This window comes from Marinobacter subterrani (assembly GCF_001045555.1).
GTDB classification, from domain to species: Bacteria; Pseudomonadota; Gammaproteobacteria; order Pseudomonadales; family Oleiphilaceae; genus Marinobacter; species Marinobacter subterrani.
In genome coordinates this window covers 909,811-926,440 of the sequence record NZ_LFBU01000002.1, presented here as the reverse complement: position 1 = coordinate 926,440, position 16,630 = coordinate 909,811, and the positions used below count along the sequence as shown (strand labels likewise).

Genomic DNA, 16,630 nt, shown 5'->3' with positions numbered 1-16,630 from the left:
AGAGTATATCACCGGGGCGGTGATCCGTGAGGATGCGAATCCTGAACCCAAAATAAAAAACCCCAGCATCGAGGATGCTGGGGTTTAAGGCATTAGGCGCCTGACGATGACCTACTCTCACATGGGCAACGCCACACTACCATCGGCGCTGGTCTGTTTCACTTCTGAGTTCGGGATGGGATCAGGTGGTTCCAGACCGCTATGGTCGTCAGGCAAAACGGTTGATCACTGGGGGACGAGATGGAACGGTGTGATGTTGATTTCAGAGCTTTTGGCTCTTGCGTTATCCGCAATTGTCTTGGGTGTTATATAGTCAAGCCGCACGAGCAATTAGTATCGGTTAGCTCAACGCCTCGCAGCGCTTACACACCCGACCTATCAACGTCCTGGTCTTGAACGGCTCTTCAGGGCCCTCGAGGGGCCAGGGAGATCTCATCTTGGAAGGGGCTTCCCGCTTAGATGCTTTCAGCGGTTATCCTGTCCGAACATAGCTACCGGGCAATGCCACTGGCGTGACAACCCGAACACCAGAGGTTCGTCCACTCCGGTCCTCTCGTACTAGGAGCAGCTTTCCTCAAATCTCCAACGTCCACGGCAGATAGGGACCGAACTGTCTCACGACGTTCTAAACCCAGCTCGCGTACCACTTTAAATGGCGAACAGCCATACCCTTGGGACCGGCTTCAGCCCCAGGATGTGATGAGCCGACATCGAGGTGCCAAACACCGCCGTCGATGTGAACTCTTGGGCGGTATCAGCCTGTTATCCCCGGAGTACCTTTTATCCGTTGAGCGATGGCCCTTCCATACAGAACCACCGGATCACTATGACCTACTTTCGTACCTGCTCGACGTGTCTGTCTCGCAGTTAAGCGGGCTTGTGCCATTACACTAACCGCATGATGTCCGACCATGCTTAGCCCACCTTTGTGCTCCTCCGTTACGCTTTGGGAGGAGACCGCCCCAGTCAAACTACCCACCACACAGTGTCCTTATCCCCGATCAGGGGACGAAGTTAGAACCTCAAACAGGTCAGGCTGGTATTTCAAGGTTGGCTCCACGACGACTGGCGTCGCCGCTTCAAAGCCTCCCAGCTATCCTACACAAACATGCTCAAAGTTCACTGTGAAGCTATAGTAAAGGTTCACGGGGTCTTTCCGTCTAGCCGCGGATACACCGCATCTTCACGGCGATTTCAATTTCACTGAGTCTCGGGTAGAGACAGCGCCCCCATCGTTACGCCATTCGTGCAGGTCGGAACTTACCCGACAAGGAATTTCGCTACCTTAGGACCGTTATAGTTACGGCCGCCGTTTACCGGGGCTTCGATCAAGAGCTTCGCGCAAGCGCTAACCCCATCAATTAACCTTCCGGCACCGGGCAGGCGTCACACCGTATACGTCCACTTTCGTGTTTGCACAGTGCTGTGTTTTTAATAAACAGTCGCAGGGGCCTGGTATCTTCGACCGGCTTCCGCTCCACCCGCAGGGGCTTCACGTAATACCGGCGTGCCTTCTCCCGAAGTTACGGCACCATTTTGCCTAGTTCCTTTACCCGAGTTCTCTCAAGCGCCTTGGTATTCTCTACCTGACCACCTGTGTCGGTTTGGGGTACGGTCTCGAATAGCCTGAAGCTTAGAAGATTTTCCTGGAAGCAGGGCATCAATGACTTCCCGCTCTAAGAGCAGTCGTCGTCGCGTCTCGGCATTGTGGGACCGGATTTGCCTAACCCCACTGCCTACATGCTTAAACCGGGACAACCGTCGCCCGGCTCACCTAGCCTTCTCCGTCTCTCCATCGCAGCTATCCAAGGTACGGGAATATTAACCCGTTTCCCATCGACTACACCTTTCGGTCTCGCCTTAGGGGCCGACTCACCCTGCGCCGATTAGCGTTGCGCAGGAACCCTTGGTCTTCCGGCGTGGGAGTTTTTCACTCCCATTGTCGTTACTCATGTCAGCATTCGCACTTCTGATACCTCCAGCAAGCTTCTCAACTCACCTTCGCAGGCTTACAGAACGCTCCCCTACCCCGCATACAATGTATGCAGCCGCAGCTTCGGTGACCAGTTTGAGCCCCGTTACATCTTCCGCGCAGGCCGACTCGACTAGTGAGCTATTACGCTTTCTTTAAAGGATGGCTGCTTCTAAGCCAACCTCCTAGCTGTCTGAGCCTTCCCACATCGTTTCCCACTTAACTGGTACTTGGGGACCTTAGCTGGCGGTCTGGGTTGTTTCCCTCTTCACGACGGACGTTAGCACCCGCCGTGTGTCTCCCGGATAGTACTCACAGGTATTCGGAGTTTGCATCGGGTTGGTAAGTCGGGATGACCCCCTAGCCGAAACAGTGCTCTACCCCCTGTGGTATTCGTCCGAGGCGCTACCTAAATAGCTTTCGGGGAGAACCAGCTATCTCCGGGCTTGATTAGCCTTTCACTCCGATCCACAAGTCATCCCCTGGCTTTTCAACGACAGTGGGTTCGGTCCTCCAGTTGATGTTACTCAACCTTCAACCTGCTCATGGATAGATCGCCCGGTTTCGGGTCTATGCCCAGCGACTAAATCGCCCTATTCAGACTCGGTTTCCCTACGGCTCCCCTAAACGGTTAACCTCGCCACTGAACATAAGTCGCTGACCCATTATACAAAAGGTACGCCGTCACGGAACAAGTCCGCTCCGACTGCTTGTACGCATACGGTTTCAGGATCTATTTCACTCCCCTCACAGGGGTTCTTTTCGCCTTTCCCTCACGGTACTGGTTCACTATCGGTCAGTCAGGAGTATTTAGCCTTGGAGGATGGTCCCCCCATGTTCAGACAGGATACCACGTGTCCCGTCCTACTCGATTTCACCAGACTCAGGTTTCGGATACGGGGCTATCACCCACTATGGCGGCACTTTCCAGAGCCTTCTCCTACCAGTTGTCCAGCTTAAGGGCTAGTCCCCGTTCGCTCGCCGCTACTTAGGGAATCTCGGTTGATTTCTTTTCCTCGGGGTACTTAGATGTTTCAGTTCCCCCGGTTCGCCTCTTACACCTATGTATTCAGTGCAAGATACCGACCCGAAAGTCGGTGGGTTTCCCCATTCAGAAATGCCCGGATCACAGCTTGTTTGCCAGCTCCCCGAGCCTTATCGCAGGCTTCCACGTCTTTCATCGCCTCTGACTGCCAAGGCATCCACCGTATGCGCTTAGTTGCTTGACTATATAACCCCAAGACAACTGTGTTCCATCTATCGACAACCTGGTAAACCAGGATGCAAATAAGTGGAGACAGTTCCTTGAAGCGATATAACAACCACTTCAACGACAACACCGGATAACGCTTGAAATCGTTATCACTCTGATCAATGAATTCCGGAGATAATGGAATCCATCAATCGTGTTCTATCTCGTCCAATTTGTTAAAGAGCAAATCTGACCCAGTGATCAGAAAGGAAGGCTTCATCATCATGAAACATTCGTTTCTGTACACTGCTAACCGGAGTTAGTCAGTTATGTAAGCATCGATCGTTCAGGCTTTTGGTGGAGCCAGGCGGGATCGAACCGCCGACCTCCTGCGTGCAAGGCAGGCGCTCTCCCAGCTGAGCTATGGCCCCTCGATCTTCCACACAAGCCAGGCCGTTTAACCTAAGCTATAGAATTGTGTGGATCTAGGCGTGTCTGGGCGCCGCATAGCCTGCTATGCAAGTCCGGACACAACGACGAGCCACGCAATTCTGGTGGGTCTGGGTGGACTTGAACCACCGACCTCACCCTTATCAGGGGTGCGCTCTAACCACCTGAGCTACAGACCCAATTATCACTGCATCTTGCGCCACCTGAGCTGCGTTGCAGTCTTCGTTCACTCGGTCACGTACTTATGTACGCTCCCTCGCTCTCTCAGCCTGCGCCTTGTCAGCTGTCACAATCTACAGCGCTAATGCCTGCTTCACTTTAAAGCGTCGCAGCCATCGGGCCTGCAAAGACCCTTTTGCTCTCTTTATTAGCCAACCAAGTAATTCGTGTGGACTCTGACCGAAGCATTCGGCTTCGTTTAAGGAGGTGATCCAGCCGCAGGTTCCCCTACGGCTACCTTGTTACGACTTCACCCCAGTCATGAACCACACCGTGGTGATCGTCCTCCCGAAGGTTAGACTAACCACTTCTGGTGCAATCCACTCCCATGGTGTGACGGGCGGTGTGTACAAGGCCCGGGAACGTATTCACCGTGACATTCTGATTCACGATTACTAGCGATTCCGACTTCACGCAGTCGAGTTGCAGACTGCGATCCGGACTACGACGCGTTTTGTGAGATTGGCTCCCCCTCGCGGGTTTGCAGCCCTCTGTGCGCGCCATTGTAGCACGTGTGTAGCCCTGGCCGTAAGGGCCATGATGACCTGACGTCATCCCCACCTTCCTCCGGTTTGTCACCGGCAGTCTCCCTAGAGTTCTCAGCCGAACTGCTAGCAACTAGGGATAGGGGTTGCGCTCGTTACGGGACTTAACCCAACATCTCACGACACGAGCTGACGACGGCCATGCAGCACCTGTGTCAGAGTTCCCGAAGGCACCAATCCATCTCTGGAAAGTTCTCTGCATGTCAAGGCCAGGTAAGGTTCTTCGCGTTGCGTCGAATTAAACCACATGCTCCACCGCTTGTGCGGGCCCCCGTCAATTCATTTGAGTTTTAACCTTGCGGCCGTACTCCCCAGGCGGTCAACTTAGTGCGTTAGCTGCGCCACTAAGACTTCAAGAGTCCCAACGGCTAGTTGACATCGTTTACGGCGTGGACTACCAGGGTATCTAATCCTGTTTGCTCCCCACGCTTTCGCACCTCAGTGTCAGTGTTGGTCCAGGTAGCCGCCTTCGCCACTGGTGTTCCTTCCTATATCTACGCATTTCACCGCTACACAGGAAATTCCACTACCCTCTACCACACTCTAGCCTGACAGTTCGAAATGCCGTTCCCAGGTTAAGCCCGGGGCTTTCACATCTCGCTTATCAAACCACCTACGCGCGCTTTACGCCCAGTAATTCCGATTAACGCTTGCACCCTCCGTATTACCGCGGCTGCTGGCACGGAGTTAGCCGGTGCTTCTTCTGTGAGTAACGTCAATCCTCCAGAGTATTAATCTGAAAGCCTTCCTCCTCACTGAAAGTGCTTTACAACCCGAAAGCCTTCTTCACACACGCGGCATGGCTGGATCAGGGTTGCCCCCATTGTCCAATATTCCCCACTGCTGCCTCCCGTAGGAGTTCGGGCCGTGTCTCAGTCCCGATGTGGCTGATCATCCTCTCAGACCAGCTACGGATCGTCGCCTTGGTAGGCCTTTACCCCACCAACTAGCTAATCCGACATAGGCACATCCAATAGCGCAAGGTCCGAAGATCCCCTGCTTTCCCCCAAAGGGCGTACGCGGTATTAATCCGGGTTTCCCCGGGCTATCCCCCACTACTGGGCAGTTTCCTATGCATTACTCACCCGTCCGCCGCTCGTCAGCAGGGTGCAAGCACCCCCTGTTACCGCTCGACTTGCATGTGTTAAGCCTGCCGCCAGCGTTCAATCTGAGCCATGATCAAACTCTTCAGTTTAAATCATACAAGAATCCGAAGATCCTCTATTCTTGCTCAAGACAAAACTCAATTTCGACGAGTCACTGTCCTGATATTTCGTATCCGAAATACCTCGGCCAGCGCCCACACGAATTACTTGGTTAACTTTTTAAAGAGCGTTTGAGCCGTTGCTCAATCAAGGTGGCGTATTCTACATCCTTCCGCCGCCTTGTCAACCGTTTATTTCGAAGATTTTCTGCTGCAAATTTTCGAATACTTTCAAACAGTTGCTTGTCTTCGGGATATCGCCGTAAGTGGCTTGTCCCTCAGAAGTGGTGCGCATTCTACAGACGTCAGAAAAACTGTCAACGAGGTTTTTGAATTAATTTATGGCGGTTTCGGTTTCCACCTACCCCATCGATCAGGCACTGATCAAACTGCCCAATAAACAGCCGAGGATAAACTGCAAAAACGCCATGACGTGGAGCACTGCGTAAAAGAACGCGAACAAGCCCAGCATTCGCCGGACCCGGAAAACGAGCAGAAGCAGGCTCTGACCGAACCACTGGGAAACCGGCATCAATAGAACTTCCTCAGATCCATGCCTTTATAAAGGTGAGCTACCTGCTCGTCATGGCCGTTGAACTTGACCGCTTCCCTCCAGTTCGGAGAAAGCAGTCCTGCGGGCAGCCGCCGCTCCCGCTTCTTGCTCCACCGGGGGTGATCAACCTCTGGATTGACGTTGGCATAGAATCCATACTTCAAGGGCACAACCAGCCGGATGGGCGCGCCATTCGGTTCCGGCAGAGTCTTCCCATAAAGACCAACCGCCATAGACCGTCATTTCATTGGCACACCGGGCAGGATCGCCCTTGCCCGTGCCAAATTAATAGAAATTATTGTATTGGGCAACATCCGTGAGCGGAGTTTTCTCTTCGCCGGCGGAGTAGCCCGGCATGGGAACGAAATCCAGGATGGGCGTTACTTGACGAACATATATCGTCTCCGCTGGAGCGCCAGCCGTGTAAGGCACAGGAGACTGAAGAGAGAATTCCCCGGGCTTCCCCTGGAAAGCCCGGGCAACCAGACTCTAGCTGTCAGCACCCTCGGTTTTGCGTGGCTTACCACGGAACAGGGCACGAACGGGACCGGACAACGCGTAGATCAGGAACCCGCTAAAGAGTACGGTGGCGGGATCAAGCGCGATCACTACCAGGATCAAAACCACCAGCAGAATGGCGGCAAAAGGGACCCGGCCGCGGAGGTCGAGATCCTTGAAGCTGCGGTAGAGGATGTTGCTGACCATCATTACTCCAGCACCCCCAACGACCACCATGGTAAGGAATGTAAGCCACACGGAAGGCTCGAAGAGATGGAAGCACCAGACCAGACCGGCAACGCAGGCAGCCGCAGCCGGGCTGGGCAATCCCACGAAAAACTTCTTGTCGACAGAGCCGATCTGGGTGTTGAACCGCGCCAGTCGCAGTGCAGCACCCGCCACATAGATGAACGTAATGGCCCAGCCCACCTTGTCGAGACCATTCAGCGACCAGAAAAAGGCAACCAGGCCCGGAGCGACACCAAAGGCCACCATATCGGCCAGGCTGTCGTATTCCTCACCAAACTTGCTCTGGGTATTGGTCATCCGGGCCACACGGCCGTCCAGACCATCCAGAATCATCGAGACGAAAATCGCAATGGCGGCATTATCAAAGACACCGTTTGCCGCCGAAACAATGGCGTAAAACCCGGAAAACAGGGATGCCGTCGTCAGCGCATTGGGCAGAAGGTAGATACCCTTGCGCCGGACCGGCGCACCTTCTACCAGTTCCTCCTCAACCACTTCTCCGTCTTCAATTTCATAGTCCGGGTTCTGCGTATCGCCGGCGGATTTTTTCTCTTCAGTCATTCCCATTACTCCGGAAAGCATTTGAGCGGATTATATACGAAAAACGCGGCCACCCGGGCCGCGTTTTTCAAACCAGGCGGAATCTCCGCTCAGTTTTTGTCCTTATCAACGATCTTGTTGGCAGAGATCCACGGCATCATGCCACGCAGCTTCTCACCCACAATCTCGATTTCATGCGCAGCGTTCTGGCGACGACGCGCAGTCATGGACGGGTAGTTCAGGGCGCCCTCGGAGATGAACATCTTGGCATACTCACCGCTCTGGATGCGCTTCAGTGCGTTGCGCATGGCCTCACGGGACTGCTCGTTGATGATCTCGGGGCCAGTCACATACTCGCCGTACTCCGCGTTGTTGGAGATAGAGTAGTTCATGTTGGCGATGCCGCCCTCGTACATGAGGTCAACAATCAGCTTCAGCTCGTGCAGACACTCGAAGTACGCCATTTCCGGCTCGTACCCACCATCCACCAGCGTTTCGAACGCCGCCTTGACCAGCTCGACAGTACCGCCACACAGAACCGCCTGCTCACCGAACAGATCCGTTTCGGTTTCGTCTTTGAAGGTGGTTTCAATGATGCCGGTGCGACCGCCACCGATACCGCTGGCGTAGGAAAGCGCCAGGTTCTTGGCGTTGCCGGAAGAGTCCTGGAAAATGGCGATCAGGTCAGGGATACCACCACCGCGGGTGAACTCGGTACGCACGGTGTGGCCCGGCGCCTTCGGAGCCACCATGATGACATCCAGATCCTTGCGCGGAACGATCTGGTTGTAATGAATGGCAAAGCCGTGGGCGAAGGCCAGAGTCGCGCCCTGCTTCAGGTTCGGCTCAATTTCGGCCCGGTAAAGCTGTGACTGGAATTCGTCCGGCGTCAGAACCATGACAACATCGGCTGCGGCAACGGCAGTAGGTACGTCGCTGGTCTTCAGTCCGTAAGCTTCCGCCTTGGCAATAGACGATGAGCCCGGGCGCAGACCAACGGTCACATCAACACCGGATTCCTTCAGGTTGCACGCATGGGCGTGGCCCTGGGAACCAAAACCGATGATGGCAACTTTCTTGCCCTGGATGATGGAAAGATCACAATCCTTATCGTAATAAACCTGCATGAGAAACCTCTGTTATTTGTGATGGCCCCGAGGGGCCATGATGTTCAAACTCTGTTTGAAATTTTTAAAGGCTGAGCACCTTCTCGCCCCGGGCAATACCGGATACACCGGTACGCACCACTTCCAGCACACCCGAGGTGCCAATGGCCTGGATAAAGCCATCAAGCTTTTCGCTGTCTCCTGCCAGCTGAACGGTGTAAACCGAGCTGGTCACATCGACGATCTGGCCGCGGAAGATGTCCACCGTACGCTTGATCTCCGCACGCTGGGAACCGGTGGCTTTCAGCTTCACCAACATCAGCTCACGCTCGATGTGGGCGCCCTCGGTCAGATCCACCAGTTTCACCACCTCAATCAGCTTGTTCAGCTGCTTGGTAATCTGCTCGATGACCTTGTCAGAACCTGTGGTGGTGACAGTCAGACGGGACAAGGTCTCATCCTCAGTCGGCGCCACAGTAAGGCTTTCGATGTTGTAGTTACGCTGGGAGAACAGGCCCACTACCCTGGACAATGCGCCCGGTTCGTTTTCAAGCAAAACAGAAATGATTCGACGCATGATCACACCCTCTCCGTCTTGCTGAGCCACATATCCTTCATGGCGCCACGGGCAACCTGCATCGGGTATACGTGCTCAAACCGGTCCACATAGATATCCACGAACACCAGCTTGTCCTTCATGGCCAGCACTTCCTTGAGCTTGGTTTCCAGATCTTCCTTCTTGTCAATCCGGACCCCGACGTGGCCATAGGCTTCCGCCAGCTTGATGAAGTCTGGCAGGGATTCCATGTAGGACTGGGAGTGGCGGGACTCGTAGTTCATGTCCTGCCACTGCTTCACCATGCCCAGGGCCTGGTTGTTCAGGTTGATGATCTTGACCGGCAGGTTGTACTGCTTGCAGGTAGACAGCTCCTGAATGTTCATCTGGATACTGCCTTCACCCGTGATGCAGAGTACCTCGTTGTCCGGATGAGTCAGCTTGACACCCATGGCCGCCGGCAAACCGAAGCCCATGGTGCCCAGGCCACCGGAGTTGATCCAGCGATTGGGCTTGTCAAACTTGTAGTACTGGGCCGCGAACATCTGGTGCTGCCCCACATCGGACGTGACAAACGCGTCACCATTGGTCAGCCGCCAAAGCGCCTCGATGACTTCCTGGGGCTTGATGACGTCCGGGCTGGTTTCGTAGCGCATACCATGGAAGGCCCGCCATTCGTCGATCTGCTTCCACCAGGACGCAATGGCATCGGCGTCGGGCTTTTCCCTGGCTTCCTTGACCAGCGACAGCATTTCCTTGAGCACCGCATCCACCGGCCCAACGATGGGCACATCTGCGTCAACGGTTTTCGAGATAGACGCCGGATCTATGTCGATGTGAATAATGCGCGCGCCCGGGCAGAATTTCTCGGTGGCGTTAGTGACCCGGTCATCAAAGCGGGCACCCACACAGAGGATCAGATCCGAATGGTGCATGGCCATGTTGGCTTCGTAGGTGCCGTGCATGCCAAGCCAGCCAAGATGCTGCTTGTCGCTGGCCGGATAACAGCCAATGCCCATCAGCGTATTGGTGATCGGGTAACCCAGCATCCGTACAAGCTCGGTTAACTGCTCCGAGGCTTTGCCAAGTATCACACCGCCGCCCGCGTAGATAATCGGGCGTTTTGCCGCCAGCATCATATCAACGGCTTTCTTGATCTGGCCGGCGTGGCCACGAATGGCCGGGTTGTATGAGCGCAGCTTGACCTTCCTGGGGTAAGAGTACTCGTAACGCTCGTTCGGCGTGGTCATATCCTTGGGGATATCCACAACAACCGGGCCGGGGCGACCGGTGGCGGCGATATGGTATGCCTTGCGGATAATTTCCGGAATTTCTTCGGGATGACGAACGCTGAAGTTGTGCTTAACCACAGGGCGGGAAACGCCCATCATATCGGTTTCCTGGAAGGCGTCTTCTCCAATGAGAGTTGACGCAACCTGGCCGCACAGCACCACCATCGGAATGGAATCCATGAATGCGGTGGCAATGCCGGTGATGGTGTTGGTGGCTCCAGGGCCCGAGGTCACCAGGACAGTACCCGGTTTTCCGGTCGCCCGCGCATAACCGTCGGCCATATGGACCGCCGCCTGCTCGTGCCTTACCAGAATATGTTTGACCGCGTCCTGCCTGAACAGCGCATCATAAATATGAAGGGCTGCACCACCCGGATAGCCGTATATGTATTCGATACCTTCATCCTGAAGGGACCGGATCAGCATATCGGCGCCAGACAATAACTCCACGATTTTCTACCCTCTTCTACGAGTGAATGAGCCGGGATACATCCCGGTTGCCTGGATTCACGGTTGCCCTGCTTCTTTTGAAAGCGGCACCGGCTGCTCCTCCACACCTTGTAAAGAGGTTGTCTCCTGGCCAGCCGCCCTCCTGAGGGTTGCGGAGAACGGCCAATCAACGGTTGCACGTAAGCAACAACCATCCCGCGACCAATGCGCGGCGCGTTCAGTGTGGTGATTAACGGGGGATACTCGCTCGGGATTGCCTGCCGTATTGACCCCAGTCTTCAGGCAATCGGTAATTCTGACAGCGGGAAACTCCCTGTCAATAGCCGCTGCAGGTTTCTGTGCCTATACTGGCCGAAGGTTTGCCATACGGCGCGCGCGCAGGGCGCAAAGATTTGAACCAGACAGAAGAAAATGACAATCGCTGGTGGCATGATAGGCAATAATGAAAACAGAAAAAACGGGCCCGGTTTATCCAGGTTGTCTGCCTGCCCGGGAGCAGTGAACATACGCGAGTAGAGCCATGAACAGAAAAACCCTGACGCTGACCTTATTACTGGCCGTAGTACCAGGTGTCGCCATGAGCGCCTCCGTCTATAAATGGACCGACGAAAACGGCGTCACCCACTTTGGTGATCGGCAGCCCATGGGGGCGAAGGCCGAGACCATCAATGTTCGCTCCGGCACGTCGTCGGAAGCCGCCGGGAACAGGCAGAGCCCACAGGAACGGCTGCAGGATATGCAGAAGCAGCAAGCCGGCGCAGCAGAGAAACGTCAGGAGACGGCCGCAGAGGAAGCCCGCAGGAAACAGCGGGAAGCCAATTGCGCCACGGCGCAATCCAACCTTGATGTGATCGACCGCAACGCTCGCATCCGAGTTGAGGAAAATGGCGAGCAGCGCTATCTGTCCGAAGCAGAGATTGCCGAGAAACGGGCAGAGTTCGAGCGAATTGCCGAAGAGAACTGCGGGCCAGCAGAACAGTAAGACTTAAAAAGGGGTCAGTAAAAAGGGGTCAGATGAAGACTTTCATCTGACCCCGGTTTCGGTCGGGGCTTCCGGCTCATGCCTTGGTGAAGTCCAGGTGATGGTCTTTCACCGTACCGCGAATAACATCCCCCGAGACGAACTCCCCTTTCAGCAGCCGCTGGGCCAGCGGGTTTTCGATCATCCGCTGGATGGCCCGCTTCAGCGGCCTCGCACCGTAGACCGGGTCGTAGCCAACTTCGGCCAGCAGTTCCATGGCGGCTTCGTCGAGCTCCAGTTTCATATCCTGCTCTTTCAGGCGCTTGCTCAGGGACTCGATCTGAATCCGGGCAATACCCTGGATCTGGCTTTCCGCCAAGGGATGGAATACCACTACTTCGTCCACCCGGTTAATGAACTCGGGGCGGAAATGCGTGCCCACTACTTCCATGACCGCACTCTTCATGGCTTCGTAGTTCTCTTCCCCGGCCTTCTGCTGGATGATGTCCGAGCCCAGGTTGGAGGTCATCACGATCACCGTGTTCCGGAAATCAACCGTACGGCCCTGGCCGTCTGTCAGGCGGCCATCTTCCAGCACCTGCAGCAGGATATTGAAGACGTCCGGATGGGCTTTTTCCACCTCATCCAGCAGCAGCACTGAATAAGGGCGCCGGCGCACGGCTTCGGTCAGGTAACCGCCCTCTTCATAGCCGACGTAGCCCGGAGGCGCACCAATCAGACGGGCCACGGAATGCTTCTCCATGAATTCCGACATGTCGATGCGGACCATGGCTTCCTCGGTATCAAAGAGGAAGGAAGCCAGGGCCTTGCACAGCTCGGTCTTGCCCACACCGGTCGGGCCCAGGAACAGGAATGACCCGTTCGGCCGGTTAGGATCAGAAAGCCCCGCCCGGGAGCGACGCACGGCGTTGGACACGGCCTCGACCGCTTCATCCTGGCCAATCACTCGGTCATGGAGCGCCTCTTCCATGCGCATCAATTTGTCGCGCTCGCCTTCCAGCATCTTGGACACGGGAATGCCAGTCCATTTGGAGACAACCTCGGCAATCTCCTCGTCCGTTACCCGGTTCCGGAGCAGCTTCATCTCCATCATCTCGGCCTGGCTGGCCATATCCAGTTGGCGTTCCAGCTCGGGGATCTGGCCATACTGGAGCTCGGACATCTTACCCAGATCACCCGCGCGGCGGGCGTTTTCCAGATCAATCCGGGCCTGCTCCAGCCGGCTCTTGATCTTCTGGGAGCCATGCAGAGCCGCTTTCTCGGTGTTCCAGACTTCTTCCAGGTCGGCGTATTCCCGCTCAACCCCGGTGATCACATCCGACAGCTCGGACAGGCGTTTTTTGGAGGCTGGATCCGTTTCCTTCTTGAGGGCCTCACGCTCGATTTTGAGCTGAATCAGGCGTCGCTCGAGGCGATCAAGCGGCTCCGGCTTGGAGTCCATCTCCATCCGAATCTGGGAGGCTGCCTCGTCCACCAAGTCAATGGCCTTGTCCGGCAGTTGCCGGTCCGCGATATAACGGTGCGACAGTTTCGCGGCAGCAATGATCGCGCCATCGGTGACTTCCACCCCATGGTGAACCTCATACCGTTCTTTCAGGCCACGAAGGATCGCAATGGTGTCTTCCTCGCTCGGCTCGCTCACCAATACTTTCTGGAAACGGCGCTCGAGCGCGGCGTCTTTCTCGATGTGTTCCCGGTACTCATCGAGGGTGGTGGCACCCACGCAGTGCAGTTCGCCCCGGGCCAGTGCCGGCTTGAGCATGTTGCCGGCATCCATGGAGCCTTCGGCCTTGCCGGCCCCGACCATGGTATGGATTTCGTCAATAAACAGGATGATCTGGCCTTCCTGTTTGGATAGCTCGTTCAGAACGGCTTTCAGGCGCTCCTCGAACTCGCCCCGGAATTTGGCACCGGCAATAAGAGAGCCCATATCAAGCGACAGGACTTTTTTGTCCTTCAGGCCGTCGGGCACCTCGCCGTTGACGATGCGCTGGGCCAGGCCCTCAACAATGGCGGTTTTACCCACGCCCGGCTCACCGATCAGCACCGGGTTATTCTTCCGGCGGCGCTGCAATACCTGGATGGTGCGGCGGATTTCATCGTCGCGGCCGATCACCGGGTCCAGCTTGCCAGCCTCGGCGCGCTCGGTCAGATCAATGGTGTACTTGGACAGGGCCTGGCGGTTTTCTTCGGCACCGGCATCGTTGACGGCCTCACCGCCGCGAACTTCGTCAATGGCTTTTTCCAGGGCCGCTTTATCAACGCCCTGCTCCCGGAGTACCCGGCCAAGACTGCCTCGATCCTCAAGCGCTGCCATTAGCATCAGTTCACTGGAGATGAACTGGTCTTTGCGCTTCTGGGCCAGTTTGTCGGCAATATTGAACAAACGGCCCATGTCATTGGACATGGAGACATCGCCCGCCGAGCCCTGCACTTCGGGCAGGTTCTCGATTTCCCGGGCAATGGCCTGGCGAATGCGCCCGGGCTCGGCACCGGCCTGTTTGAGCAGCGGCTTGATGGCACTGCCTTCCTGGTCAAGCAAGGCCTGCATCAGGTGCACCGGTTCGATGAAGTTGTGATCCTTCCCGACCGCGATGGATTGTGCATCCGCGAGGGCGGTCTGCAGTTTGCTGGTCAGCTTGTCGATTCTCATGTGTACTTTCCCCAAAATTCTACGAATACCATGGTGCCGTGGGTGGCGGATATTCGATTGCTTTGATAGTTAATGTAGGGGCAAGTGGGGGGACTTCAAGCGGGACACTGATGAATTCGTCAGAAAATTGACGGCCGTCAGTTTGAGACTGGTGGAAGCCTGGGGCGGCAACGGCTCTCCAGAACACGCCGTGAATACATCCATGTAGGCTTGGCTGCAGCATCCATGCTGCAGACAGTTCTGGAGAGCCATTGCCGCCCCAGGCCCGAACTTTAGTGATAACGTACAGATAACCGGTCAGTTGCCAATAGTCGTTAATTCAACCAGATCAAGGTGGCCATCCGCCCGGTTTGACCATCTCTGCGGTAAGAAAAGAACCGATCCGAATCCTGAAAAGTACACAGGCCACCGCCAGTGACGTCGGAAACACCGAGATGATTTAACCGCAAGGTGGCAAGGGCATAGATATCCGCCATGAAGTGCCCAGGCCGAGCACCGTCGGCCTTGAACGCTCTTGCAGCCTTGGGGTCATGTTTCAGAAAGACATCCCGGACTTCCGGGCCGACTTCGAAGCTGTCTGGACCGATGGCCGGTCCCAGCCAGGCTTGCAGGCCCTCGGGGGCAACGGCCATGGCGCTCACCAGATTCTCGATAACCCCGCCACAAAGGCTCCGCCATCCGGCGTGGGCGGCGCCGACGACCGTTCCCGCATTATCGGCAAGAATAACGGGCAGGCAGTCTGCGGTGAGGATGGCGCAGGTGAAGCCCGGATAACGGGTGTAGCTGGCATCGGCCGTTACAGTTTGCCCGACGTTGTCCGGCGTAAGTTCGATGACCTCGGTGCCGTGCACCTGGTTCAGCCATCCAATTCGGTCGCTTTGCAAACCGACAGAGTCGGCAAGTCTCCGACGGTTCTCTCGCACATGCGTGGGGTTGTCGCCCACGTGGCCGCCGAGATTCAGGCTACTCCACGGCGCGCCGCTAACACCGCCGGCGCGGGTTGTGCTGATGGCCCGTACTCGGGCGGCTGCAGACCAGTCCGGTTTGAGGGTGCTTGCGTCAATACTCACGGTTATCCAGCTCCCGGGCGTGTTTGCGCAGGGCTTCTATCAAGGTGATCATATCCTCCGGCAGGGGCACCTCCCAGCTCAGGGTTTCCCCGGTTTCCGGATGCTCCAGCGTCAGTTGCCGGGCATGAAGCGCCTGACGGTTGAACGCCGACAGCGCCCGGCGCAGCTCTTCGGTGGTGCCCTTGGGAAGCCGCAGGCGACCACCGTACATGGGGTCACCGACCAGCGGATGCTTCACGTGTGCCATGTGCACCCGGATCTGGTGCGTGCGGCCGCTCTCAAGCTTGCAGCGGACAAGCGTGTGGGCCGCAAAACGCTCGACCAGCCGGTAATGGGTGACCGCAGGCTTGCCAGACGCGACCACCGCCATCTTTTTACGTTCCCGGGGGTGTCGCCCGATGGGCGCATCCACCGTCGCACCGCCGGTCAGCGTGCCGACCACAACGGCTTCGTACTCGCGCCCCATGGCACGGGTCTGCAACTGGTCCACCAGCGAGGTGTGGGCAATCAGGCTGCGGGCAACGACCATGATGCCCGAGGTATCCTTGTCGAGGCGGTGCACAATGCCCGCCCGGGGCAGGTTTTCCACTTCCGGCGCGTAGTTCAGCAGGGCGTTGACCAGCGTGCCATCGGCGTGGCCGGCCGCCGGGTGCACCACCAGCCCGGCCGGCTTGTTGATCACCAGCAGGTGCTCATCCTGGTAGACAATATCCAGCGAGATTTCCTCGGCCTGCCAATTCACCTGAACTTCCGGCTCGGCATCCAGTTCCAGGCGATCATCCAGCATCACCTTGTCCCGGGGCTTGTGCACCTCTCCATTGACGGTGAGCGCGCCACTCTTGATCCATGATTGCAGCCTTGAACGGGAGTGCTCGGGCATCAGCTCTGCTGCGGCCTGATCCAGGCGCCGATCACTCAGTTCCGGCGGTACAACAAAGCTGGCGACGATTCGATTTTCAGATGACATTAAGCCCCCAGGGCCTGCGTGTGGTACGTTTGGGTCAGTTTCTTTGAAACAGCGGAGCGTTGCTCTTCAGATGCCTCTGCACATCGGGCGACTTCCCCGCTACAATGGCTGACCTTGAATTTATCGACATTA

The 16,630-nt window shown here is 56.4% G+C and carries 8 protein-coding genes, 2 tRNA genes, 3 rRNA genes and 1 pseudogene; 1 reads left to right on the top strand and 13 read right to left on the bottom strand.

Annotation, left to right across the window (positions count from 1 at the left end; all coding sequences use genetic code 11):
• Positions 1–98: 98 nt before the first annotated feature.
• The 10 genes and pseudogenes from rrf to msub_RS20110 all read right to left on the bottom strand — a co-directional run bounded on the left by rrf (position 99) and on the right by msub_RS20110 (position 10,826).
• Positions 99–213, bottom strand: a 5S ribosomal RNA gene (rrf, locus tag msub_RS20155).
• Positions 214–309: 96 nt separating this feature from the next.
• Positions 310–3,201, bottom strand: a 23S ribosomal RNA gene (locus tag msub_RS20150).
• 318 nt (positions 3,202–3,519) lie between these two features.
• Positions 3,520–3,595: transfer RNA gene (locus tag msub_RS20145), tRNA-Ala, on the bottom strand.
• Positions 3,596–3,716: 121 nt separating this feature from the next.
• Positions 3,717–3,793: transfer RNA gene (locus tag msub_RS20140), tRNA-Ile, on the bottom strand.
• 240 nt (positions 3,794–4,033) lie between these two features.
• Positions 4,034–5,573: ribosomal RNA gene (locus msub_RS20135) — 16S ribosomal RNA — on the bottom strand.
• Together the 16S, 23S and 5S rRNA genes with 2 tRNA genes alongside form the textbook arrangement of a ribosomal RNA operon.
• A gap of 540 nt (positions 5,574–6,113) precedes the next feature.
• Positions 6,114–6,368, bottom strand: a pseudogene (locus msub_RS22320) (molybdopterin-dependent oxidoreductase); the annotation flags it as partial.
• A 256-nt stretch (positions 6,369–6,624) separates the two neighbouring features.
• A complete protein-coding gene (gene pssA / locus msub_RS20125; RefSeq protein WP_048497879.1) occupies positions 6,625–7,443 on the bottom strand; it encodes a CDP-diacylglycerol--serine O-phosphatidyltransferase in 819 nt (272 codons plus the stop codon).
• Positions 7,444–7,532: 89 nt separating this feature from the next.
• Complete coding sequence (ilvC, locus tag msub_RS20120; RefSeq protein ID WP_048497878.1) at positions 7,533–8,549, bottom strand: ketol-acid reductoisomerase; 1,017 nt, start codon at positions 8,547–8,549, stop codon at positions 7,533–7,535.
• Between the two features lie 64 nt (positions 8,550–8,613).
• Positions 8,614–9,105 (bottom strand): acetolactate synthase small subunit, encoded by a 492-nt coding sequence (gene ilvN / locus msub_RS20115; RefSeq protein ID WP_048497877.1) that lies wholly within the window; start codon positions 9,103–9,105, stop codon positions 8,614–8,616.
• 2 nt (positions 9,106–9,107) lie between these two features.
• The gene (locus msub_RS20110; protein WP_048497876.1) at positions 9,108–10,826 is read right to left on the bottom strand and encodes an acetolactate synthase 3 large subunit; all 1,719 of its coding nucleotides are present in this window, start codon (positions 10,824–10,826) and stop codon (positions 9,108–9,110) included.
• Between the two features lie 520 nt (positions 10,827–11,346).
• Here msub_RS20110 and msub_RS20105 point away from each other — a divergent pair.
• Positions 11,347–11,808, top strand: a complete 462-nt coding sequence (locus msub_RS20105; RefSeq protein WP_048497875.1) for a DUF4124 domain-containing protein — start codon at positions 11,347–11,349, stop codon at positions 11,806–11,808.
• A 76-nt stretch (positions 11,809–11,884) separates the two neighbouring features.
• Here msub_RS20105 and clpB read toward each other — a convergent pair whose 3' ends face one another.
• The 3 genes from clpB to rluD form a co-directional block, all read right to left on the bottom strand.
• Complete coding sequence (gene clpB / locus msub_RS20100; RefSeq protein ID WP_048497874.1) at positions 11,885–14,461, bottom strand: ATP-dependent chaperone ClpB; 2,577 nt, start codon at positions 14,459–14,461, stop codon at positions 11,885–11,887.
• Positions 14,462–14,775: 314 nt separating this feature from the next.
• The gene (gene pgeF / locus msub_RS20095) at positions 14,776–15,531 is read right to left on the bottom strand and encodes a peptidoglycan editing factor PgeF (protein ID WP_048497873.1); all 756 of its coding nucleotides are present in this window, start codon (positions 15,529–15,531) and stop codon (positions 14,776–14,778) included.
• Positions 15,521–16,498: a 23S rRNA pseudouridine(1911/1915/1917) synthase RluD gene (rluD, locus tag msub_RS20090; RefSeq protein WP_048497872.1), complete on the bottom strand. Its 978-nt coding sequence runs from the start codon at positions 16,496–16,498 to the stop codon at positions 15,521–15,523. The genes pgeF and rluD overlap by 11 nt, the downstream gene beginning before the upstream one ends.
• Positions 16,499–16,630 lie beyond the last annotated feature (132 nt).